Here is a 24,142-nt window from a genome sequence, read left to right as displayed (position 1 = left end):
TCTACTGAATCAACGCACGCCCGCCCGATAGCTGTCGGGTTCGAGCCAGAGTTGCCCCTGAAGGTCGCCTTTCAGGCAAAAAAGCTTCGGCCCTTTGCGGAAGTTGAAAAGCCGGAACAAGTGATAATGCTCAGAGTAAGCACGCGAGCAGGCAAGTTCGTTAGGCGTGATAAAAAACGCACTTTCTTTGGCAAACGCCGTAGTTTTGACCTCAATCAGCCGGTCTCGGCCATTAGGCTCAAACGAGCGAATATCAAATCCTAGTCCATCACCTTGCGTGACGGCGACATGTTCTAGACGCTCGGCGAGCTTTTCTTTTCCTGCCTTTATCAAGCGCTGTTGCTCGAAGCGCATCACAAGGTACTCACCCGCAAGGCCAAGTTCGCGGTTGCGGGTTTCCCGGGCCAGATAGTCACGTTTTTGTAGCGAATGCACTGAATAGTCGGCATGGAATTCCAGAACGCCTTTTTGCGGTGGTGTCGTTCTGGGAGGTTCTACGATGATACGCTCGTCTACGAGGCCGGTGGTATCAACCACCGGGAGGTCGGCGGCCAAGCGCGCCGCGCGATCAACGAGTTCGCTTCGCAGCAACAGCTCCTCGACAACCTCAACCAGACTTTGCTGATAGTTGCTACGTGGCTTGTAGCCATCGACATAGGGGCAGTTGGCATCACGCAGCACCGCGCTGATGTTGCAGTGCTTGAATTCGATAGCGCTGGCCGAGCGACCGTGGAGCTGTGCCATCAGCGCTCGATTGAGCTCGCGCTTTTTATAGTTTTGCCCGCTTAGTTCCGCCACCAGCATCTGCCGGTAGGTGGCGACGGTCGCCTCTACCTCACTTGAACTCCAGGGTGTAGCTCGACTCATATCCCTCACTCAATATTTTGAATCTGTTCCCGCATCTGCTCGATTAGCACCTTTAACTCGACCGCGCAGCGGGTCGTCTCGGCGACGACGGATTTAGACGAGAGCGTGTTGGCTTCGCGGTTGAGTTCCTGCATCAGGAAATCCAGACGACGGCCTTTGGGGCCTTTTTGTTTCAGTTGACGACTGACTTCGTCGACATGCGCCGTCAGGCGGTCCAGTTCTTCGTCCACATCGGCCTTTTGCGCCACCAGCACCAGCTCAGCTTCAAGGCGTTGGGGATCGAGGTCGGTCTTGGCGACCTCTAAACGCTCCAGCAGGAGGCGGCGCTGGCGCTCAAGAATCTGCGGCAGGAGGCTGCGCACGGTGGCGACCTGCTCGCTTACGGCGGCAAGCCGGGTGGTGATCATGACGGCGAGTTTCTCTCCCTCCCGGGCGCGGGCGTCAATGAGCTCATCCAGCGCCTGGTCGAACAGCGCCTTGGCAGCCGAGGTAATGGCCTCCTGATCCAGGTGCTGGGTTTCCATGACGCCGGGCTGGTTGAGTAGCGCAAGGGTAGTCGGCGGCACGGCACTGGGCACCTGCTGTTGAATAGCCGCCAGTGCGTCGGCAATCTCTTTTAGCCGCTTAGCATTCACGGCGGGCGCCTGATGGGCCTCGGTGGCCTCAAAGCGCAGGCTACACTCGACTTTTCCTCGTGCCAGGCGGGTACGCAGTGTTTCACGAAGCGTCGGCTCCAGGTCGCGCAGGGCATCGGGCAGGCGGAAATGGGGCTCTAAATAACGCTGGTTCACCGAGCGGATTTCCACCTGCAAGGTGCCAAAAGGCGCAACCTGCTCGGCGCGGGCGAAGGCGGTCATGCTGTGTACGCGACTGGAAGCGGCCATGGTTCATCCTGTTGGTCAAAAACGATTAATGATGCATTGCCAACAGTCTACCCGATAGGCCAATCAGCGCACGCCCAGACGTGTACAATGGGGGGCTTTTCCTAGTGACACGTTGATTGAGAGGTACTATTTGTGAGCAGTGCTAAGCGTCCTGATGTTGTGCGTCCCAGCGGTCGCGAGGCCGACCAGCTGCGTGATATTCGCATAACCCGCGATTACACCCGCCATGCGGAAGGCTCCGTACTGGTGGAGTTTGGCGATACCAAGGTATTGTGTAATGCGAGCGTGGAAGCAGGCGTACCGCGCTGGCTGCGCGGCAAGAATCAGGGTTGGGTAACGGCCGAGTACGGCATGCTGCCCCGCGCGACCCACTCGCGCAGTGGCCGCGAGGCCACCCGCGGCAAGCAGGGCGGCCGTACGCTGGAGATTCAACGTTTGATTGGCCGCAGCCTGCGCGCCGCAGTGAATTTGAAGAAACTGGGCGAGTTCACCATTACGCTGGATTGCGATGTCATCCAGGCCGACGGCGGGACCCGCACCGCAGCGATTACCGGTGGCTGCGTCGCGCTTGTGGATGCGATCCGCTACCTGCAGCGCGATAAAAAGATCAAAGGTGACCCCTTCAAGCAGTTGGTCAGCGCGATTTCGGTGGGTATCTACAAAGGCGTGCCGGTGCTGGACCTGGACTACCCGGAAGACAGCAAGGCCGACACTGATCTGAACGTGGTGATGACCGAAAGCAACGAGTTGATTGAAGTGCAGGGCACCGCCGAAGCAGGCGCCTTCAATCGTGCCGAGCTGAATGCCATGCTCGATCTCGCCGAGAAAGCCGGCGACGAGCTACGTGAAAAGCAGCGCGAAGCGCTGGGTATTCGAGGCTGATAAGCGTTAGCCACAACGCCACATGCCGACCCAAGGGTCGGCCTATGACGTGTCAGCTGCGGACGGACGGCGACGCGGGAAGTACGCGCCTAAAGCGCCAGGTCGTACTCGACGATCAGCGGGGCGAACTCGGAGAAGGTCGCATCGTAATCGATCCACGCATCGACCACGTGGCGGCGGAAGTTGGGACCGACCAGCTGGTAGTCGATTCGCCAGCCTTCCTGGCGCTCACGGGGAACTTCCTGGTGAAGCTTCGGCCACCAGGTGTATTCGCCCGCGTCGCGGTTGATTTCCCGGAAGGTGTCGATAAACCCGGTTGGGCCAAGCACCTGATCCATCCAGGCGCGCTCTTCCGGGCGGAAACCCGACGTGAGCTGATTGTCGGACCAGTTGGCCAGATCGACGGTCTTGTGGGCAATGTTCCAGGTACCGCAGATGATGTATTCGCGGCGTTTGCGCGACATCTTGGTCAGATACTCCTGGTATTGGTCCATGAACGCCTGTTTGGCTTTTTGGTCGCTCCCGTCGGGCATCAGGAAGGTCGCAATGCTGAAACGGTCATAGTCCGCCTGCAGAAAACGCCCTTCGTGGTCACACTGGGGGAAGCCAAGGCCGTACATGATCGCCTTGGGGATTTGACGGCAATACAGTGCTACCCCGGAGAAACCATCCTCTTCAGCATCCAGGAAGTAGCCTTCATAGCCTTCCGGGTACAGAATATGGTCACCCAATTCAAAACTTTTTGCCTTGATGTTCTGCACGCAGACCACGTCGGCATCCTGCTGAGCCAGCCAGTCCAGGAAGCCACGGTCGACGGCATCACGTATACCATTGACATTAATGCTGGCAATTTTCATAAATCGTCCCTTTTGCGTCGCTGCTGTATGATACCCGACGTTTAGACGTTTGGGTAAATAGACAAACCAAATCTTGCTATTTACCTGCTTTTTATTGTTGCCTTTGCCCCAACTTTTGATCGACAAGGGAAGACCGCCGTGGCCACCACTCTACAACCCTACCAGCGCGATTTCATTGCTTTTGCCATTGAGCAGGGGGTGCTCAAGTTTGGCGAATTCACGCTTAAATCCGGGCGTGTAAGTCCTTACTTCTTCAATGCAGGCCTGTTCCAGACCGGCCGCGCGCTCGCCAAGCTGGGCCGCTTCTATGCCCAGGCGATCGTCGATAGCGGCCTTGAGGCCGATGTGCTGTTTGGCCCGGCGTACAAGGGCATTCCCCTGGCAGCGGTGACTGCCGCAGCCCTGGCTGACCACCACGATCATGACATCCCCTACGCCTTTAACCGTAAAGAGGCCAAAAGCCACGGAGAAGGAGGCGACATTGTCGGCGCACCCCTTGCCGGTGATATTCTGATTATCGACGACGTGATTACCGCAGGCACCGCTATACGCGAGGCCATGAGTCTAATCGAGCAGAATGGTGCTCGTGCTCGGGGCGTGATCATTGCCTTGGACCGTCAGGAGCGTGGCCAGGGTGAACAGAGCGCGATTCAGGAAGTGCAGTCTCAGTACGGCATCCCGGTGGTTAGTATCGTGACGCTTGAGCAGGTGCTTACCTATCTTGAAGAGCATGCCGGTGGCGAGATGCTGGCCTACGCCGAAGCCGTTCGGGCTTATCGTGACCGCTACGGAATTGCCGACTAAACGGCTAAAGTGCGTGGGCGCCCGCATAGTCTTGCTGGCGCCACGCCTCATAGCTCACGATAGCGACCGCGTTGGAGAGATTGAGGCTACGGTTATTGGGCTGCATGGGGATGCGCAACGTTTGCTCGGCAGGCAAGGCAGCGTGAACCTCGGGCGAGAGCCCGGCGGTTTCCGAACCAAACAGCAGCACATCACCTGGCGCATAGGGCGCCGCGCTGTGGGCACGGGTGCCTTTCGTGGTGATTGCCCAGATGGTGCGTCCCTGCATGGCGCTTTGAAAGGCGCTAAAATCGGCATGGCGCGTCACATTGGCAAGATCACGGTAGTCCAGCCCGGCGCGGCGCAGCTTTTTCTCTTCCAGGTCGAAGCCCAGCGGCTCGATCAGATGTAATCGACAACCGTTGTTGGCCACCAGGCGCATGATATTGCCCGTATTGGGTGCCATCCGCGGTTCAAATAAAGCAACTTCAAACATTAACACCTGCCTATTGTTAGCCCATTATGCGTTTACCCAGCGCAGCTGATTATAATCGAAACCGCCCTGCAACACTTTAGAGGTTACCCGTCGCCATGACGCCCCAGCCGCCAAAGAGCATCCTTAGCCGCATTAACGGGCTCAATCCGCGCCAGCAGGAAGCCGTGCGCTATATTGATGGCCCCTGTTTGGTACTCGCAGGGGCAGGCTCCGGTAAAACCAGTGTGATTACCACCAAAATCGCTTACCTGGTGCAGGAATGCGGTATGAGCGCACGCAAGATCGCCGCGGTGACCTTTACCAACAAGGCCGCCCGGGAGATGAAAGAGCGCGTAGGGCAAATGCTGCACGGCAAGGAAGGCCACGGACTGACGGTTTCCACCTTCCACACCCTGGGGCTGAACATCATCCGCGGTGAGCTGAAAACCCTGGGGTACAAACCCGGCTTTTCGCTCTTCGATCCGGAGGATGCCAAAGCGCTGCTGCGCGACCTGATGAATAAAGACGCCCAGGTTGATGCCGAGCAAATCAACACGGTGCAGGGCAAAATCTCCCAGTGGAAAAACGACCTGATGCTGCCCAGCGACGCGCTGTCGTTTGCGGCGGACGACGACGAGCATTTTGCCGCACGGGTCTACGAAGCCTATGTTCGCCATCTGAAAGCCTATAACGCCGTGGATTTTGACGACCTGATTCTGCTGCCGGTGGTCCTGCTGCAACGCGACCCGGAAGCGCTGGCCCGCTGGCGGCGCAAGATCCACTACATGCTGGTGGATGAATATCAGGACACCAATGTTTCCCAGTACCTGCTGGTGAAGCTGCTGATGGCTGAACGGGCAACCTTTACCGTGGTGGGCGACGATGACCAGTCGATTTATGCCTGGCGTGGCGCCCGGCCGGAAAACCTGATTACCCTGGGCGAAGACTTCCCGCGCCTGAAGGTGATCAAGCTGGAGCAGAACTACCGCTCGACCGGCACGATCCTGCGCGCCGCCAACACGCTGATTGCCTATAACCCCCACGTCTACGAAAAAACCCTGTGGTCGGATATGGGCGACGGCGCCTCCATTCGAGTCATCGTCAATCGCCACGAGGAAGCCGAAGCGGAGCGAGTCGCCAGCGAAATGTTTACCCGGCGGATCAAGGAAAAAGCCGAATGGCGGGACTTTGCCGTGCTTTACCGGGGTAACTTCCAGGCACGGCTGCTGGAGTTAAAGCTGCAGCATTACCAAATCCCCTACAAGCTGTCCGGCGGCACGTCGTTTTTCTCGCGCAACGAGATCAAGGACACCATGGCCTATCTGCGGCTGCTGATTAATCCCGCCGACGACAACGCTTTTTTACGTATCGTGAACGTTCCGCGCCGGGAAGTAGGTCCCGGAACCGTCGAGAAACTTGCCAACTACGCCACCGAGCGCTCGATTTCGCTGTTTGCCGCTTGTCATGAGCTGGGCCTGGAGCAGGTGCTGCCGACCCGAGCCGTGGAGAGGCTATCGCGTTTCACCCACTTTATCGACGGTGTACGCAAACGCATGGACCAGGGCGATGCGATTGCCGCTATTCGCGACATGCTGAGGGACATGGATTACGAGGCCTGGCTGTACCAGAACGCCAGCGCACCGACCGTCGCCGAACGACGCATGGCCAACGTGTGGATTTTGATCGACCAGTTGGAAAAGTCGCTCAACCGCGATCCGGAAGATGATGCATCTGAAGCCACCGAAACCGATAGCGTGGAAGCGGCGATATCACGCCTGGTGCTGCGCGATATCCTCGAGCAACAGGCGGAAGAAGACGACTCCGACCGGGTGCAACTGCTCACCATGCATGCCTCCAAAGGGCTGGAGTTTCCCCACGTTTATTTGATGGGCCTGGAAGAGGATCTATTGCCCCACCGCAATGCCATTGAAACGGGCACGGTGGAAGAAGAGCGTCGCCTGGCCTACGTAGGCATTACCCGCGCACGACGCACGCTGACGTTGACGCTTGCCCGCCAGCGCAAAGCTTACGGCGAGTTGATGGACTGCCAGCCTAGCCGCTTCCTGGACGAATTGCCTGCTGAAGACCTGGAATGGGAAGGCCGCGCGGATAAGGAAGACCCGGAGAAAAAGCAGGCCCGGGGGCAGGATGCCATTGCGGGGCTGCGTTCTTTACTTGGCTGAGGTGTGCTTTAAATCAGAAGTGCAAGCGAGATTCGGCGCTTATAAATTATCCACAGGCTGTCAGCCACAACCGCTTGTGGACAATTTAAATAAGCACAAAGAGCAACACTCTGTTTATTCGGCCTCGGCGACCATATAGTCGACAACCGCCTGAATTTCTTCGTCGGACGCGCTACTGCCACCGCGCGCTGGCATGGCGCCTTTCCCCTCATACACGCTTTGATAGAGAGCCTCGGTACCTTGCTCAAGACGAGATGCCCACGCCTCGGCGTCCCCTAGCCCTGGCGCTCCCGCCGCGCCGCTATCGTGGCACGCCGCACAACCGATACTGCTATACAGCGAGGCGCCATCCGATCCACCACCACCGCTTTCAGCATTGGTTTCGGCTTCTGCTTGCGCCGCTTGGGTGCCACAATCCTGGCCCTGTAAACAAACGCTACCTACCGGCGCCAGCCGCTCCGCAATCGCCTCCCGGGAGGCATCATCAGCGATTGCTCCCGACCCGCTCAGCATGGCAACCCCAAGTGCAACAAGACCTTTTGCTATCTGCTTAACGTTCACTCGCACCACCTCTTATTTATTATTGTCGGCGTCTGGGCGGCTGAAGATTAAAGGCTACCAATACGCCTACTTAATGAATATTAGCAGTATAGTGGTAATTCAAAGTGCCACAAAACCCACCACGCCTGCCGGGTCAACGCGGCAACGACGTCTTGACGGCTAGCCGCGCCAGGCCATGACATACTGTTGAGCATATTCGCTGAAGCCAGCGCGCCTGTAGAGGTTAAACGCCGGCAAGTTTTCATGATCCACCGATAGCAATAGCTCCAATGCGTTCGCCTGCTGGGCGAGGGCCAAGGCATGGTTGAGAATATGGCCGCCCAGTCCCAGACGCCGCCACTCAGGCACCAGTCCCATCAGCATCAGCTCCCAACGGTTAATCTCGCTCCGCGGTGCCAACAGCAAGGCGCCGATGGGCGACGGCGATTCATCCACATACAGCGCATGCCAGTGAGCGGGGGCGTGGGGGTCTTGCCCGTAGAAACCAGCCAGTAAGTCGTTGACCGATAAGATGTCGCGTAATCCACGACAGTCCAGCGAGTCATGCCCAACCGCGGTCATCAACGCATGCTCCTGAGCCGTTGTCAGAAGGTCCCATGGTGCCCAATGCAGTTGGGTGAAGGGCTTTGCAGCAGGAAAGCGCTGGTCCACGCCTGCTTTTAAACAGCGCAGCGATACGAGCGGCTGCATGCCATGGGCGATCAATTGCGCTCGCTGCTGGGTCGCCTCTGGGTCTAGCTCAATGTGACAAAGCGTTAAGCGTTGCTGAATGACCCAATGTCGTGCCGTCTCGATCAACGCGCTTATGTGATCACCTTGCACATTGGGTAGCCAAAGCTGCGCCATATTCTGTGGCAGCCGCTGTACCCAAACAACACCGTTGATACGCCCTCTCTCCAGGCTTATCCATAAGCTCTGCCAAGCCGTTTCCGGCGCCTTCGTCATCGACTTTAGCGCCTCGGTCAATGCTTTCTGTCCTTTCGACGACTGCGACTTGGCCAGATGCAGGAGTGCCTCGTGGCGGTGTTCAGGCGAGCATAGGATAATCTTTGAGGTATGTGCCATAGACGCTACTATCGTTGTCATCCATTGTGTTTATCTGACTATCGTATTCATCTGAATAGGTAAACTCACCCAAGGACATCATCTCTCATCATGCGCATCCTACTGGTAGAGGACGACTCAAGTTTAGCGTCTGGTATACGCCTGGCGCTTAAGCCTGAAGGGTACACGGTTGACCATCTCAGCGATGGAGTGAGTGCCCGGTCAACGCTGCTGGAAGGGATGCCCTTCGATGCCGTGATACTTGACCTGGGGTTACCCCGCCTGGATGGCGTCGACGTGCTCAAAGCCGTCAGAAGCGAAGGTCATCAGGTACCGATCCTGGTGCTGACCGCCCGTGATGCGGTCGATGAGCGAATTGCCGGCTTGGATGCCGGCGCCGATGATTACTTGGTCAAACCGTTTGATGTCACCGAGCTTACCGCCCGGCTACGCGCTTTGTTAAGGCGTAGCCATGGGCAAGCCCGCTCGCTGCTGGAGTGTCAGGGGATACGCTTTGATCCGGTCACTCTCAAGGTAAGTTATCAAGGACAAGAAGTGTCACTTTCACGCCGCGAACTGACACTGTTGCAGGAATTCATGAGTCACCCTGGACGTGTGTTCACACGCGATACCTTAACCCAGTTGGTGTACGGATGGGATGAAGATGTCGAAAGTAATGCCATTGAAGTCCATATTCATCATTTGAGGCGCAAGTTTTTCCCCCATGTCATACGTACCGTGCGGGGCATTGGTTACGTGATGGATAACCCCGGATGAGATCGATTCAATACCGCACCCTCACCTTGGTACTTCTAGTCTTTGGCGTCAGCACGCTGGTGATTGGGGTGATCAGCTACCGCTATGCCGCGCATCAGATAAGCGAGCTTTCAGATGCTCGACTTGCACAGCATGCCCGGCTTCTCGAAGGCATGGCGCAAGCGTCTGGACTGAGTGAGGATCGCAAAGCGATGCTGAGCAATATTGAAAACGCGTTACAGCGCGCCGAATCGGCCGATTCACCCTACGGACATCGCTACTCAAGTCAGCTTACCTTCCAGCTGTGGGAAAACGATCAGCTATTGCTGCGCTCTTCAACAGCGCCCGCTATCCCCCCCCACCGACAGGACACGGGCTACTATGACCTCACTATTGACCAACAGGCATGGCGGATTTATGCCCTGAATCAGTCAGATACCAATCAACGAATTGTCGTCGCCGAACGCGAAAACAGCCGCGGTGAATTGAGTCGTTCGGTCGCCCTGCGCACCTTATTACCTGAGCTGATAGGCTTGCCCCTGGTCGCCTTGCTGTTGTGGTGGTGTATTGGCTGGGGGTTAGCGCCATTGTCGCGAATGGCCGAGCAGACAAGGACCCGCGGCCCCCACAACCTTCAACCTCTGTCGCTGACGTCGCTGCCTCAAGAGTTAGCCCCGATCGCCAGCGCGTTAAATCAATTATTGGCGCGTATCCGTCAGATACGCACCCGCGAAGAGCGTTTTATCGCTGATGCTGCCCACGAATTACGCACGCCACTCGCCGTGCTGGACCTCCACGCGCAAAATGCGCTGAGCGCCCATAGCCATGAAGACCGTGAAGAGGCGCTTGATCACCTACGCGACGGTGTTACCCGCGCTACGCGAGTGGTCAGCCAGTTGCTTGCCCTGGCCCGTCTAGCACCGGAAACCGAAATACAACGTCACTACCGTCCAGCCAACTTGCTCATCGAAGCACGTGAAACCCTCGCCGAACTCTCGCCGCTAGCCGCCGAACGCCAACAGCAGGTGACCCTGCATGCCGATGAAACGCTGGACTGGCAGATGGAAGCGGAGCCCGGTGCCGTTGAAACCGTGTTGCAAAATATTGTGGGTAACGCTTTCCAGCACACACCGACTAAAGGCGTTATCGACATCGCCTTAACCGCCACCGCTCATCACGTCTCACTCTGCGTGGATGACCAGGGGCCAGGTATCCCGGATCAGGCATACTCAAAGGTGATAGAACGTTTCCAGCGTGCCGGACCAGGCGCCGGGGCAGGCTTGGGGCTATCCATTGTTGACCGTGTCGTCAAACGTCACAATGGTGATTTCACCATGACACAGGCGCCTCAGGGTGGACTGCGCGTTTGCATTACGCTGCAGCGTTATCCTTCCCGACACAGAATGACCTCAATCGACCCCAGCGTTTCTTAAGGTTGCCATAAGAATATCGTGCAAATGTGACGTAACGGCAGGACATCTGTTGTTTGCCATTACGTCACTAAACGCAGGTACTCTAATGAACCAGATATTTTTTTCACCCAAGCCTTTAATTCAACTGGGGTCAACGCCAACGCTGGTTGTCCCTAAAAAGCCGTCGTTATCGCCTCAAAGCCCAGCTATAAGCGTTCTGACCGATTTTAGCCAGGTACGTCCTCAATGGGTTGATGGCGATACCCCGGTTGATCAGGCCCACCAAAAAATGCGCGACGCGGGGGTGCGGTTGCTGTTTGTCATGGATAGCCATGAGCATTGTATCGGGGTGATCACGGCCAAAGAAATCATTGGCAAGCGGCGAATCAATATTGCCATGCAGCAACGCCAGCTAAGTCAAGAGGACATCACGGCCGAAATGATCATGACCCCCTGGCACAAATTAAGCGCTATGCCGCTTAGCCAACTTTCGTCGCTGAGCATCGAGGATTTGGTGATATCGATGGAAAGCTTTACGGATCAGCACTTGCTGATTATAGAAAATGATGATCGTCACGATCCCAGTATTCGCGGCATCATTTCAGCCGGCGACATTCAAGCGGCGATCGGCAAGACGATCAATGCCATCCCGAGGGCACAAAGCTTTGCGGATATCTGCCATGTCATAACGGGCCACGACATTTAAGCGACTCATGGCTTCAAATCTACCACCCGCGCGTGTCAACGTGCGGGCGGTTGTATTGAAACGGGGCTAAAACAGCCCGGCATTTAACCAAAGGTGGGTAAGAATGCTGGCGATATAGCCCAGCATGATGGCTGGCGCCCAGCGCAGATGACGGGCAAAGGTATAAATTCCCCTGGCCTGGCCCATCAGGGCAACCCCTGCCGCAGAGCCCATGGATAGCAGACTGCCACCAACACCTGCCGTCAGCGTGATCAGTAGCCAGTTGCCCAGCGACATGTCCGGTTCCATCGAAAGCACCGCGAACATCACTGGGATGTTATCCACCACCGCTGAAATCAGGCCAAGCACCACGTTGGCCCACACCGGATTCCAACTACCGTAAAGGGTCTCCGACAGAAGGCCGAGATAACCGATAAAGCCCAGACCGCCCACACACATCACCACGCCGTAGAAGAAAAGCAGCGTGTCCCACTCGGAGCGGGCTATCCGACTGAAGATGTCAAAGGGGACAACGCTGCCCAGTTGCTCGAGTTTTTTCCAATCGCCGCGGCGGGAATAGCGCTCACGCTTGCGCTCCAGTGAGCGCGGCAAACTGCGGCGCAGGTAGTAACCAAAGAACTGCAGCAGACCAAGACCAAACATCATGCCCATGGCAGGCGGCAAATGCAGCACAGAGTGGCAGAGAACCGAAATCGCCACGGTGATCAGGAACAGCACGACAATGCGCCGTGCACCTCGCTTCAGCCACACATTTTCAGACAACGCTGCGGGTTTTCTGTTGCGAATAAAGCAACTCATGATTACCGCTGGCACCATGAAATTGACGATTGACGGCACCAGCAACTGGAAGAAATCACCGAAGGCAACCTGACCGGCCTGCCAGACCATCAGCGTCGTGATATCGCCGAAGGGGCTGAAGGCGCCACCCGCATTAGCGGCGACCACTACGTTAATGCAGCAAAGGCTGATAAAACGATCATCGCCCTCGGCCACTTTCAGCACCACGGCACACATCAGCATCGCCGTGGTCATGTTGTTGGCGATCGCCGATATACCAAATGCCAGAATGCCGGTAATCCAGAACAGGGTGCGGTAGCTAAACCCCTTTCGCACCAGCCATGCGCGCAGAGCGTCAAACACCCGCCGCTCTTCCATGGCGTTTATATAGGTCATGGCCACCAGCAAGAACAAGAGTAGCTCGGTATACTCCAACAGCGTTTCACGAAACGCCGTTTCCGCCTCTTGGGGCAACCCCGCCTGAACGTAGACCCAGGCCACCAATGCCCAGATCAGACCAGCAGCCACCAATACCGGCTTTGATTTGCGCATGTGCAAAAGTTCTTCGGCCATGACTAACGCATAGGCGAGCACGAATATGGCAACAGATAAGACACCGGCGATAGAGCGGGTTAGATCGAGGGAGCCGGCAGCGGCATAAGACAAGGAAGGAACAGCAAGACAGCATAACGCAAGCAGCAGCCACATCACGCGACGGCAATAATGCCCAGCGATGCGGAAATCAGGTGGTTTCATGGCGAAGAAGTCCCAGCGGTCGAACGACGGAAAGAAAAACCGCCATAATGATAAGCCGACTAACGGAGTAGAGCAATGTGACATTGCAGTCAACGAAGAGAGATGGGCAGGATAAAATCGGTTCGATTTCGCCGTTGACATAGGTAAAGCTTCTCAGTTCGGGTACCATTTTATTAATCAACTCGAAGGTCCTTTCACTCTTCTGAGATAGTGAAATTTTCTCTAACGCTTTGTTAAAAAATATATTTAATGTAAGCACTGGCAAATCTCATACTTTTTAATACCCGCTTTAACGCCATGTAACTGGACTTTACATTCCCCCATGATCGACCAACACTAATCACACCCCAGTCGGCGATAGTGCCGAATGATAGAAATACTCACCTCTTCATTTTCAGCCTGAGACTGGAAAAGGGTGCTTTCTATAGGGGCTTGATAACTCATGATGCACGGTTGAAACGCCGTTTCAAGAACTTGCCTTACGTAGGGCCTGATCACTATTAGCAGTGGTTGCCAGCAACCATGAGGTAACGCCATGATCGAGCCACCCAGGCAGCTCATAACAGCAGGAAACACGACGTTTCTTCATAACACCGTAAAACAACTCTTAGGGTATGGCTGGTCCATTAACCATGCTGTTAATACCCATAAAGCAATGGAATTGCTCGACAAAGCACCTTATCGAGTTGGATTAATCGCAATCGATCCTTCAACATCCATCCTTCCTTTGGAAATCGATAGTCACTCTCGGCTGTCAGATATCTCTTGGGTAGCCATCATCGAACGTAATGGGTTAAGTCAGGAGAAGACGCGCGAGCGGATTTTTAATACTTGTTACGCCTATCAAGTCTCTCCCATCGATGTGAAAAAACTCGATACCTTGATGGAGAATGCGCTGGCAATGGCCAACCTCAAAGGTGCTCACCGGATCCCGACTCTTTCCTGTTTGGACGACGAATATCATATCGTTGGCGATAGCCCGACCATGCAACGGCTCTATCGAACGATCGCCAAAGTGGCCTGTGCCAGTGCACCTGTGCTGATCACCGGAGAGTCGGGCACGGGAAAGGAACTCACAGCTCATGCTATTCATAATCATTCAACCAGACGCCATGGCCCGTTTAACGTCGTCAATTGTGGCGCTCTACCCCCCGGGCTTATCCAATCCGAACTCTTCGGTCACGAGAAAGGCGCCTTCACCGGGGCTAATCAACGCAAGGTCGGCATCATAGAGCATTCACAGGGAGGTACCCTGTTTCTCGACGAGATCGGAGACCTGCCGCTGGATTTACAAGTCAATCTGCTTCGCTTTCTGGAAGACCTCAAAGTGCTGCGCGTCGGTGGACTCAAAGAGATTCCTGTAGATGTCAGAGTGCTGGCCGCCACCCACGTCGACCTTGATGAAGCCGTCGGCAGGGGCGATTTTCGTGAAGATCTCTACCATCGGCTCAATGTGCTTCAAGTCAGGGTACCGGCACTGAGAGAGCACCTTGAAGACATTGAAGCCCTGGCCCACTTTTTTTTCCAGAAATTCTCAACCGAAAAACCAACCCGTGTCTGTGGATTCAGCCACGCATGTATCACTGTCATGTGTCAACACCGCTGGCCGGGCAACATCCGCGAACTGGTCAACCGGGTTAGACGCTCAATGGTCATGTGCGAAAAGAGGCTCATTACGCCCGCCGATATGGGGCTGGAAAGGCGACATGGACTTTCCCGGGGTATTGATACCCTTCAGCAGGTTCGCGACGCAGCAGAGTTCGAGGCCATCAGGTCTGCCCTGGCACGCAACAAACACAATGTGCTGCGTGCGTCGCTCGAACTGGGTGTCTCACGCGTCACCTTATACCGATTAATCGAAAAGCACGGTATCGCAAAGAACGGCTGCCCCCATGAACGGCAAACGATCCATGTCTCTCCCCGTTAGGACGAGGCACTACGCAAAAAGAAAAAAGGAAAGACACCATGACTCCACGTGGCACTAAACTCCTCTATACCGCCGGCTTGGCATCTTTTATCAGTTGCACACCGGTGCTGGCTCAACAGACAACCGAGGACTCGCAGGTTCAGCCCGTTGGACGGGGCCCCGACCAGCAGGAGACCCAGCCAGACGTCCAGGCAATGGCGGAATATGGAGGCGTCTTGACCCCCAAGGGCAGGCTGGTTCTGGAGCCCGAATTCCAGTACTCCCACGAGAGCATTAACCGAACGACCTTCGAGGGTATCGAAGTATTGAGCACCCTGCTGATCGGGGTGTTTACCGCACAGGATGTCGACCGTGATAGCTATACTGCCTCTCTGACGGGACGGCTGGGTTTTACCGACCGCCTGGAACTCGAGATGAAAGTGCCTTATGTCTATCGGGATGAGTCGAATCGTGTCACGGTCTCAGAAGTTAATCCCGATTTTACGTTGAACCGTGAATTATCCAATAATGCGCTAGGCGATATCGAATTTGCCGCCCACTACCAGCTAAACCGTGGCCTGAATGGTATGCCCTACTTCATCGGTAACCTGCGCTACAAGAGCACCACCGGTGAAGGCCCCTTCGATATTCGTCGTAACAGCGCCGGCACTCCATTGGAGTTAACCACCGGCACCGGCTTTCATTCCTTCGAGCCCAGCCTCACCATGCTCGTCCCCTCGGCGCCCGCTGTCTATTTCGCTAACCTTGGCTATGTCTTCAACCTTGAAGATGATGTCAATCAGCAAGTTACTCAAGATGATGACGACCTGATCATAGGCGAGGTAGATCCCGGAGATACCATTCGATTGAGTTTCGGCATGGCCTACTCAATCAATCCGAAAACGTCCTTTACGCTGGGCTACAAAAACGACTTCATCGGCGAAACGACAACAAAGTTTGTCAATAACAGTACCGGCAACACGGTTAAGGTCAGCTCAAATACCCTGAACGTTGGCTCCCTGCTCCTCGGGTGGTCCTACCAGTTAAATCCGGATGTCTCGCTCAACCTGGGCCTGGAGCTGGGCATCACCGATGATGCGCCGGATACAACCCTGACACTTCGCATGCCTATCGGCATGGGCATTTTTTAGCTAAAGGAAGAAACGTCGACAGCTGCCTCATCGGCAGCTGTCGTATCAGCGCAAGATACCTGAAAAGGAATCAACAATCGCGGCCCGTTGCCTGGCTGCCTTCAATGCTCCAATGTTGTTGAGTTGAACATCAACATTGATCCGCTGCTGTATATTCCGTCCAGAAGCATTGCTCACTACGCCGCTGACGATGGCGTCACGAGTGATATTTTGCAAGGCTGCCGTAAAGCCTTTGGCATCGCTCAACGTAACGCCAGAAAAACCTGCCAGACCCGATAAATCCACGCCAGCTGGTGTCAGATCAGTGACGAGCACTCCCGTACCAGGCCCCACCTGACTGACTGAACCAGAAGGGGCGCGAAATGTCTGGGACACAACGTCGATGCCCGCCCTGGTGAAGTTGACAACCGACACCAGCTCAATGCTGTTATCGATCAGGGTCTGTAGCCTGGCCCCGAAGTCCACGTCGAGCCCACCAAGACTGAATCCCGCTCGCAATTGATCGAGCTCTATCTCTGCAATAACGACGCCTCGACTAAATTCATCATTTACAGTCAATGAGGATACAACCTCAGTGTAAAGACTCGCGGGTACTGGATAACCTGAAGAAGCTTCCCAATGGCTACTTGATGATTCTGACGCTGCATTGCTTGCCGGTGGGGAAGCTGCCCCAGTGCCGGTCGCCGCTATCATCAGCGCTGCACCGATCCATCGCCCGCCCCTTCGCCTAAGCATGGTGCTTGATTGAGATGGCATTTTCGTATTTCCTCATCATCGACCCATCTCATTTCTGGCGGGAAGGGTCAGCAGACTGGCACCTAGGCTTGAACGGTTCACTCCTACCGACAGAGGTGAATCGGGGCGCACGGCCCAATCCTGCTCGTTATTGAAGTTTTTCCGGGCAATCTCGATTTCCTCGCGCACGCCCAGAACCGTTCCGTCCCACAGCGATTCGAAGTGATCCTTGGGTACCACCTGGGTACCTGCCGCGGGATCCCCAATCAGAATATTATTGGCATCCACCCCCTTCACAACGACAAAGTGCTTGTAACCCGCCGTGTTCACCATCGTAATGGCGGGCACACCAATGCGAATAAAGTCATCCAGGCTGATTCTGAACCCATCGGAGTTGAGCCCCTGAGCATCCAGAAATCGCTTCATATCCAACATGGAAAAGCCATGTCGCTGGATCTGCTCGGCATCCCCGGCACGAATCATGCTTTCAAACACGTCTGCCTCGGTGGTCTCACGCTGATAATGAAACGTCAGCAAGGTCGCAACAGATGCAGAACCACAGCTGAAATCATATTGCTGGCGAACCACTCTGTCCCAACCCTTTTCCTGCAGACTCTGGGCCTCGACCTGAAAACTACCGAAACGATTGAATATGGCGACCTGTCCGGCATGGGCGACCATCACGTTGCCAACAAGAAAGAGTGACGCCATGCCAGAGCAAAGTTGTCTATCTAGTTTCATGGCGCATCATTCCTTGTGGAAAACCCGATCAAGGCTCAGTTGGCGATAAAGACACTGATACCCACGGCATTGTTGATGGAATTCCCATTACCCGTCACGGCACTGAAAATGCCTGTGCCGCTATAGCTCCCCAAGGCATCAGAAGCAAAACTGATATTGCCTGAGGCCATATTTCCGCCAATATTGAAGGAAGTATCTGTCACCGACGCTTTCATGTTCTGGATGCTTTTTACTGTATTGAAATTGACGAGCGCCTCACCTTCCCTGGCCCTGGCCCTATCCATTTCCTCTATATCCATCCGTTGCATCGCTTCAAAACCATTGCTGTTAAGCGCATGACGATCGTCGGCCTGACTCTTTGTCACTCCCAGGACGATCATCAAAGCGACGAGCGTAATGACCGTCAGCGCACGCTGAGGACCAAGTAACTCGGATTGAATTGAACTGACTGAAGACACCTTCATGGCACTGGCTCCCGGCACCCTATCCATACGGACAGTTCATCGAGGGAGCCGATGGATTTGCGCCCACCAGCTCCCGGTTCGTTAAAGCGCCATTAGCGCTCTAAATCAGTTGCCAATACTCACATTGCTGTGAGCCGCGACGTTGGTACCCGATACCTGAGCGTTGTACAGGCCGGTGGTCACGTTCATATTGTTGATGCCGCCGAACACCCCGGCCGCCACGGAAACACTGGCTGCACCTGTTGCCAATCTTGCAGCACCGCCATTGCCACCATTGCCACCATTGCCACCGTTGCCAGCTACCGCAGCGGCGTCACCGCCCACTCCCTGCCCGCTACCACCGTTGCCGCCGCTGCCTGCACCGCCGTTACCGCCGCTGGCTGTCGCTAGGCCTCCATCACCGCCATCACCGCCGACGCCAGAAGCTGAACCGGTGCCGGAGCCGGTGCCAGAACCGTTACCTGCGGTTCCACCCGCCACGGCAGAGCTAGCAGTAGCGTCACCGTTGGTGCTATCACCGTTGGTAGGCGTATTCGTGTTGTCATCATCGATATCATCGGCCGTGACAGACGCATAGCCTTGGGCGGTACCACCCTGAGCATCCGTATTGCCATTGGCAGCACCCGCATCGCCGCCATCGCCAGAGCCGTCACCGTATCCTTCGGCATAGCCTTCGCCATAACCACCTTCGTAGCCATCGCCGCCATCGGCAGTCGCACTACCGCCATAGCCTCCCTGCCCCTGACCACCTTCGCCACCGGCACCTTCACCGTAGCTATCGGCATAAGCGTCACCGCCAGCACCGCCAGCCGCTCCAGTGGCTCCGCCGCCGCCATAGACGTTGATACTAGCGCCGCTGACGGTGGAGCTCATATCTTGCATCGAGATGACATTGGTCGAGGTGTTGTAGGATTCGCTCATTGCCCAAGCATCACCTCCACGGCCCGTTGTCCCCCCGGTGCCACCCATCCCTGTTCCACTTGCAGCGCCACCGGTACCGTTACCACTGGTTAGGTTATTGTCATCCGAACTTTCATCAAAGTCGCCGTCGACATTGGCATAAACACTGCCACCAGTGCCCTGACCAGACCCACTAGCGCCATTCGCGCTTCCACTGCTGCCGCCGGTCGCGTTGGCCTGAGAGTCCACCGTCTGATCTACCTCTTCTGCTAATCCTGCGCTAGGGTTGGCATTCGCCGTAGAGATGGCCATCACAATGGCCAGTAGAGGCGTACCGGCTACTACGAGATACTTTTTCATGTTCGTGTCTCCATTTGAATTGTCTGCTGCAGCCTGCGAACTTTTGCCATCATCCCTGATGTTCAATTCTGGACCCTTGAAGAATGCATCTCGCTCGCAGCCACCAACCCAGGAGCATGATCTATGCCAGTTAAAGCCCAATTGGATGTAATCAACTGTAAGAAAAGAAAAATTATAAATGGCGGACACTTTGATCCCATTCAAACATTGCCCTTGGGTTTGTCACTTTATGATTAGTGTTTCACCCGCGGAACAGTTGAACGATAAAAGTCTTAAATTTAAGCGTATTCTTTTTAAAAACAGTTGTTTTCTAACATTCCATAAAGTGCAACGAGAACGTTACAACAAGGAATGGGGAAAAAACTGATGCGATCATTGATCAAATGCCAATGCGATACCACTGGCACTGAAGCTTTTATCGAACCGGAAGAGATGCTCTGAGAATCATGTCGCATTGTGTCCATCGACTGGGCATGAGCACTGTCTTGAAACATCCGTCAGAGATATATAAGCCACTGGAAAACTTGGCTGAATTTTTAAAGGAAGGGAAATAACATTGGTGAAAAAGGGGCAGCAACTGTCTTGTTGTTACCCCTTTGTCAGGCACTACTCTACCGTGACACTTTTCGCCAGATTACGCGGCTGATCCACGTCAGTACCTTTAAGTACCGCGACATGATAGCTCAACAGTTGCAACGGCAAGGTGTACAGCAACGGGGTCAGTGCTTCGTGGATATGAGGCAAGCGTAATACCCGAATATCATCACGTTCTTCGATTCCGACCTGCTCATCGGCAAACACAAACAGTTCTCCTCCGCGCGCGCGCACCTCTTGTAGATTCGACTTGAGTTTTTCAAGCAACTCGTCGTTAGGGGCCACCGAAATCACCGGCATATCAGCATCCACCAGTGCCAGCGGTCCATGCTTCAGCTCACCGGCTGGGTAGGCTTCCGCATGGATATAGGAAATTTCCTTAAGCTTGAGTGCACCTTCAAGGGCCACCGGAAAATGCGCACCACGTCCCAAGAACAACGCGTGATGTTTTTCAGCAAATGCCTCCGACAGCACTTCGATTGCCGGATCTAACGCCAGCACTTGTTGGCAAAGTGCGGGTAAAGCTTTCAATGCCGATACGATATCGGCGTGATGATCATCGCGGCCATGCACCCTACTAATTGACAGTGTCAGCAACATCAAACCGACAAGCTGGGTAGTAAACGCTTTGGTTGATGCGACACCGATTTCAGGCCCTGCCCGGGTCATCAGGGTCACATCCGATTCACGCACCAATGAGCTACCCGGCACGTTGCAAATGGCCAGGGTACCCACGTAATCCAGTTGTTTTGCATAGCGCAGCGCCGCCAGGGTATCGGCGGTTTCACCGGACTGGGAAAGCGTGACAAACAGTGTGCCCTCGGGCACCACGGGATAGCGGTAGCGATACTCGGATGCCACTTCCACCTGCACGGGGATACCGGCATAACGCTCTAACCAATAGCGTGCCACCAGACCAGCATGATAACTGGTGCCACAGGCGATAATATGGATTTGCCGGGTGGCTTGAAAAATAGCCGCGGCATCGGGGCCAAAACTTTCGACCAAGACGTGATCATCGCTTAAACGCCCTTCAAGCGCGGCCCGGATTACCTCGGGCTGTTCAAAGATTTCTTTGAGCATGAAGTGACGATAGTTACCTTTACTTGCCGCGCCATCACCATGCTCAAATGTCTGAACCGGTCGTTCAACCGCTTTTCCGTGCTGGTCAACAATACGAATAGCGCCCGGCTCACGCAGCTCTACCAGGTCGCCTTCCTCCAAATAAATGAATCGGTCGGTAACCTGCAACAGCGCCAGTGGATCGGAGGCCAAAAATGCTTCGTCAATACCGACGCCAACCACCAGAGGGCTGCCCTGACGTGCGCCGACGACAACGCCTGGAGAGTTAGCGCTCATCACGCCCAGCGCATAAGCACCGCCCAAGCCGTTGACGATCTGCTGGGTGGCATCAAATAAACTAAGGCCGCTATCCAGTTTCTCGGCGAGTAAGTGAGCAATGACCTCGGTATCGGTTTCAGAGGTAAAACGGTAGCCGCTGGCTTGCAGCCGATCTTTGATGGCTTCGTAATTTTCGATAATGCCATTGTGTACAACGGCAACCTGATCACCGCTTTGGTGGGGGTGTGCGTTGGCTTCAGAAGGTTTTCCGTGCGTGGCCCAGCGGGTATGGGCAATCCCTGATTTCCCGGGTAATGCCGCTTCATCCAGCTTGCTTGAAAGCGCTGCCACCTTGCCTATCGCCCGGTGGCGGGTCAGCGAACAGCCATCGTAAACCGTCATGCCGGCCGAGTCGTAACCACGGTATTCGAGACGTTTTAACCCTTCCAATAAGATACCCTGGACGTTGCGCTGGGCAACGGCGCCGACGATGCCACACATAGGCCTTCCCCTTTTCAGTCGTGATGCTTGAGTGGACGCTGCCAGTTGCTTTTCTCGAGTTGCCGCCCCCGCGATACGGCCAACGCATGATCGCTGACGTCCTTGGCGATAGTCGAGCCAGCCCCCACCGTGGCGCCTTCCCCAATACTCACCGGTGCCACCAGAGCCGTGTTGGAACCAATAAAGGCATGATGGCCAATGTCGGTAAGGTGTTTGTTAGCCCCATCGTAGTTACAGGTAATCGTACCCGCGCCGACATTGACACCACGCCCCAGACGCGCATCACCCACGTAGCTCAAGTGATTAATTTTACTGCCTTCACCAACATCGGCATTTTTTGTCTCGACAAAGTTACCGACTTTCGCCTTGACCGCTAGCCGGGTACCCGGGCGCAGTCGGGCAAAGGGTCCAATCTGGTTAAGTCCAGCGGCCACCGTTTGGTCGATGACACTATGTGAATCCACGCGGCTCTCGGCTCCGATCGTACTATTTTTAATCACGCAGTAGGGCCCAATACGCACACCCTCACCTAATTCGACCTCGCCTTCAAACACACAGCCCACGTCGATAAACACATCATGGCCACAGGTGAGGCTGCCGCGCACATCAAGTCGTGCCGGGTCAGCCAACGCTACCCCCTGTTCCATGAGTTTCTCGGCGACTTGGGCCTGGTAGGCACGTTCCAGGCGCGCCATCTGGGCGCGGTTGTTGACGCCTTCGACCTCTGTGGCGGTGGAAGGTTGGGCGGTGCAAACCGTGATGCCGTCGCTTTTAGCCATGGCAATCACATCGGTCAGGTAATACTCGCCCTGAGCATTATCTGCCGAGAGTCGAGGCATCCAGCGTTTCAATTGCGCACTGGTCATCGCCATCATGCCCGTGTTGCACTCGGTAATGGCGAGTTGCTCCGGGCTGGCGTCTTTCTGCTCGACGATCGCTACGGCCTCGCCTTCTGAATTGCGCACAATACGCCCATAGCCAGCGGGGTCTTCTAACATGACGGTTAAAAGCCCCATATGCTGATCATCCACCTGGGCCAGTAACGCCGCCAGCGAATCACGGTGTATCAATGGGACATCACCGTACAGCACCAGTACTTTACCGCTGCCCAACTGCGGTAGCGCTTGGGCGACCGCATGCCCAGTGCCTTTTTGCTCGGCCTGAACAGCAAACGTCACGGGATAATCAACCAGTGCTTCGCGCAGTTGGTCGGCACCATGGCCAATCACGACATGAATGCGCGATGGACATAGGCCGGCGGCCGTATCCAGCACATGCTGAACCATCGGCTTACCCGCCAGCGTATGCAACACTTTGGGGATCTGAGAACGCATTCGCGTGCCTTTACCGGCCGCGAGAATGACAATATCGAGTTCTTGCATGTTAATTACCTGTCGCGGTTTTACGGTCGTCCGCGCGGGCAGACGCAACCTCTATCTCTAACGATTCAACGAGCTCATCCCCAAAGTGCTGGGCAAAGGCGGGGCTGGCCAGGCTTCGCCATTGGCCTCCCTCGCGTACCAGCATCAGTACATTCAGGTCATGGTCGCGGGCCATCGACATGCCTTCTTCATCCCCTGCCACCATCAGCGCAGTGGCCCAACCATCGGCCCAGGCGTTGGAGGGATGAAAGACCGACACCGAGGCCAGGTCGTGGGTGATCGGCTGACCAGTGCGCGGGTCAATCGTGTGCGAATAGCGCTGGCCGTCAGCCTCAAAGTAATTCCGATAGTCGCCTGATGTCGCCACCGAGATCGAATCAAGCGGCAGTACATGCTGGGCGCGCTGTTGTCCGTTCTCTGGCACTTCAATGCCGACGCGCCACGCGGTCTGTTCATCTACATCTCGAACGCCGCGGGTAATCAAATCCCCACCCAGATTGACCAAATAATTCTCGACCCCTTGCTGATCCAGATAGGCGGCGACGCGGTCGGTGGCGTGACCTTTGGCAATGGCCGACAGATCAACGAACACGTCACGGATACGCCGCGCCTCAAGCGCCTGCGTATCCAGTTCAATGGCGTCGAAGCCTACCCGCGCCAATCGATCACTAAGCTCTTGAGCTGATGGTACTTCTTCAGGTCGAGCCTCAGGGCCAAAACTCCACAGATTGACCAGGTCTCCGATGGTAATATCGAAAGCGCCATCGCTTGATTCGGCAATTGACTGGCTTATCGCCAATACGTCGATGAGTCCGTCTGACAACGGCTGCCACTCGCCTAGTGGCGATCGATTGAAGGCCATCAGCTCGGCGTCGTCGCGGTAGGTCGACATCGATTGATCGACGCTTTCCAGTTCCTGCTCGATACCCGCTTCAATCGTGTTGACTTGTCCCTGGGTGAGCGAATCGGCCATCGTCACTTGATAGAAAGTACCGAATATATTGCCTTCCAGTTTAACTGGCGATTCCAGCGGCCGATCGGTTTCCGAGCAGCCTATCAACGCTATCGTTAGCAGCACGACCACGCCGCAATAGCACCACAAATGACGACCCTGTCGCATCGTT

Annotated in this window: 22 protein-coding genes; 8 read left to right on the top strand and 14 right to left on the bottom strand. The window is 55.5% G+C overall.

Features of this window, described 5'->3' with window-relative positions; translation table 11 throughout:
- Positions 1-9 precede the first annotated feature (9 nt).
- On the bottom strand, positions 10-867 hold the full coding sequence (locus tag QC816_RS07220; RefSeq protein WP_309781481.1) for a protein NO VEIN domain-containing protein: 858 nt from the start codon (positions 865-867) through the stop codon (positions 10-12).
- A gap of 5 nt (positions 868-872) precedes the next feature.
- Positions 873-1,751, bottom strand: a complete 879-nt coding sequence (locus QC816_RS07215) for a YicC/YloC family endoribonuclease (protein WP_264824971.1) — start codon at positions 1,749-1,751, stop codon at positions 873-875.
- Between the two features lie 159 nt (positions 1,752-1,910).
- Here QC816_RS07215 and rph point away from each other — a divergent pair, with 159 nt between their 5' ends.
- Positions 1,911-2,633: a ribonuclease PH gene (rph, locus tag QC816_RS07210; protein ID WP_199285531.1), complete on the top strand. Its 723-nt coding sequence runs from the start codon at positions 1,911-1,913 to the stop codon at positions 2,631-2,633.
- Positions 2,634-2,722: 89 nt separating this feature from the next.
- Here rph and QC816_RS07205 read toward each other — a convergent pair whose 3' ends face one another.
- Positions 2,723-3,490, bottom strand: coding sequence for an exodeoxyribonuclease III (locus QC816_RS07205; RefSeq protein WP_085920054.1), 768 nt, complete (start codon positions 3,488-3,490; stop codon positions 2,723-2,725).
- Positions 3,491-3,628: 138 nt separating this feature from the next.
- Here QC816_RS07205 and pyrE point away from each other — a divergent pair, with 138 nt between their 5' ends.
- Entirely contained in the window at positions 3,629-4,294 is a 666-nt protein-coding gene (gene pyrE / locus QC816_RS07200) for an orotate phosphoribosyltransferase (protein WP_309781480.1), read from the top strand.
- Between the two features lie 4 nt (positions 4,295-4,298).
- On the opposite strand, the gene QC816_RS07195 is transcribed toward pyrE, so the two are convergent.
- On the bottom strand, positions 4,299-4,769 hold the full coding sequence (locus QC816_RS07195; RefSeq protein ID WP_085920056.1) for a tRNA (cytidine(34)-2'-O)-methyltransferase: 471 nt from the start codon (positions 4,767-4,769) through the stop codon (positions 4,299-4,301).
- A gap of 95 nt (positions 4,770-4,864) precedes the next feature.
- On the opposite strand from QC816_RS07195, the gene rep reads away from it, so the two are divergent.
- Complete coding sequence (gene rep, locus QC816_RS07190) at positions 4,865-6,931, top strand: DNA helicase Rep (RefSeq protein ID WP_085920057.1); 2,067 nt, start codon at positions 4,865-4,867, stop codon at positions 6,929-6,931.
- Between the two features lie 114 nt (positions 6,932-7,045).
- Here rep and QC816_RS07185 read toward each other — a convergent pair whose 3' ends face one another.
- Both QC816_RS07185 and QC816_RS07180 read right to left on the bottom strand, forming a co-directional pair.
- Positions 7,046-7,492: a c-type cytochrome gene (locus tag QC816_RS07185; protein ID WP_233337314.1), complete on the bottom strand. Its 447-nt coding sequence runs from the start codon at positions 7,490-7,492 to the stop codon at positions 7,046-7,048.
- Positions 7,493-7,651: 159 nt separating this feature from the next.
- Positions 7,652-8,557, bottom strand: a complete 906-nt coding sequence (locus QC816_RS07180) for a GNAT family N-acetyltransferase (RefSeq protein WP_268901856.1) — start codon at positions 8,555-8,557, stop codon at positions 7,652-7,654.
- 90 nt (positions 8,558-8,647) lie between these two features.
- Here QC816_RS07180 and QC816_RS07175 point away from each other — a divergent pair, with 90 nt between their 5' ends.
- The 3 genes from QC816_RS07175 to QC816_RS07165 all read left to right on the top strand — a co-directional run bounded on the left by QC816_RS07175 (position 8,648) and on the right by QC816_RS07165 (position 11,410).
- Entirely contained in the window at positions 8,648-9,313 is a 666-nt protein-coding gene (locus QC816_RS07175) for a response regulator (protein ID WP_085920059.1), read from the top strand.
- A complete protein-coding gene (locus QC816_RS07170) occupies positions 9,310-10,725 on the top strand; it encodes an ATP-binding protein (RefSeq protein ID WP_268901857.1) in 1,416 nt (471 codons plus the stop codon). The genes QC816_RS07175 and QC816_RS07170 overlap by 4 nt, the downstream gene beginning before the upstream one ends.
- Before the next feature lie 85 nt (positions 10,726-10,810).
- Positions 10,811-11,410, top strand: coding sequence for a CBS domain-containing protein (locus tag QC816_RS07165; RefSeq protein ID WP_085920060.1), 600 nt, complete (start codon positions 10,811-10,813; stop codon positions 11,408-11,410).
- Between the two features lie 66 nt (positions 11,411-11,476).
- Here QC816_RS07165 and nhaD read toward each other — a convergent pair whose 3' ends face one another.
- Positions 11,477-12,943: a sodium:proton antiporter NhaD gene (nhaD, locus tag QC816_RS07160; RefSeq protein WP_085920061.1), complete on the bottom strand. Its 1,467-nt coding sequence runs from the start codon at positions 12,941-12,943 to the stop codon at positions 11,477-11,479.
- A 535-nt stretch (positions 12,944-13,478) separates the two neighbouring features.
- Here nhaD and QC816_RS07155 point away from each other — a divergent pair.
- The gene (locus tag QC816_RS07155) at positions 13,479-14,870 is read left to right on the top strand and encodes a sigma-54 dependent transcriptional regulator (RefSeq protein WP_309781479.1); all 1,392 of its coding nucleotides are present in this window, start codon (positions 13,479-13,481) and stop codon (positions 14,868-14,870) included.
- Positions 14,871-14,908: 38 nt separating this feature from the next.
- A complete protein-coding gene (locus QC816_RS07150) occupies positions 14,909-16,000 on the top strand; it encodes a transporter (protein WP_309781478.1) in 1,092 nt (363 codons plus the stop codon).
- A gap of 45 nt (positions 16,001-16,045) precedes the next feature.
- Here QC816_RS07150 and QC816_RS07145 read toward each other — a convergent pair whose 3' ends face one another.
- From QC816_RS07145 to QC816_RS07115, 7 genes are all read right to left on the bottom strand, one after another.
- Positions 16,046-16,558: a hypothetical protein gene (locus QC816_RS07145; RefSeq protein WP_156524453.1), complete on the bottom strand. Its 513-nt coding sequence runs from the start codon at positions 16,556-16,558 to the stop codon at positions 16,046-16,048.
- Positions 16,559-16,771: 213 nt separating this feature from the next.
- Complete coding sequence (locus tag QC816_RS07140; RefSeq protein WP_309781477.1) at positions 16,772-17,476, bottom strand: C39 family peptidase; 705 nt, start codon at positions 17,474-17,476, stop codon at positions 16,772-16,774.
- A gap of 35 nt (positions 17,477-17,511) precedes the next feature.
- Positions 17,512-17,940: a hypothetical protein gene (locus QC816_RS07135; protein ID WP_309781476.1), complete on the bottom strand. Its 429-nt coding sequence runs from the start codon at positions 17,938-17,940 to the stop codon at positions 17,512-17,514.
- Positions 17,941-18,045: 105 nt separating this feature from the next.
- Positions 18,046-19,200, bottom strand: coding sequence for a hypothetical protein (locus tag QC816_RS07130; RefSeq protein ID WP_309781475.1), 1,155 nt, complete (start codon positions 19,198-19,200; stop codon positions 18,046-18,048).
- A gap of 606 nt (positions 19,201-19,806) precedes the next feature.
- On the bottom strand, positions 19,807-21,636 hold the full coding sequence (gene glmS / locus QC816_RS07125) for a glutamine--fructose-6-phosphate transaminase (isomerizing) (RefSeq protein WP_309781474.1): 1,830 nt from the start codon (positions 21,634-21,636) through the stop codon (positions 19,807-19,809).
- 14 nt (positions 21,637-21,650) lie between these two features.
- Entirely contained in the window at positions 21,651-23,018 is a 1,368-nt protein-coding gene (glmU, locus tag QC816_RS07120) for a bifunctional UDP-N-acetylglucosamine diphosphorylase/glucosamine-1-phosphate N-acetyltransferase GlmU (protein ID WP_309781473.1), read from the bottom strand.
- Position 23,019: 1 nt separating this feature from the next.
- Positions 23,020-24,138 carry an FAD:protein FMN transferase gene (locus tag QC816_RS07115; RefSeq protein WP_085919200.1) on the bottom strand — a complete coding sequence of 373 codons (1,119 nt, stop codon included), beginning with the start codon at positions 24,136-24,138 and terminating at the stop codon, positions 23,020-23,022.
- Positions 24,139-24,142 lie beyond the last annotated feature (4 nt).

Source organism: Vreelandella janggokensis (genome assembly GCF_031451615.1).
GTDB lineage: Bacteria > Pseudomonadota > Gammaproteobacteria > Pseudomonadales > Halomonadaceae > Vreelandella > Vreelandella janggokensis.
Note: the sequence above shows the minus strand (reverse complement) of the source record. Positions and strands in the feature narration are given on the sequence as shown.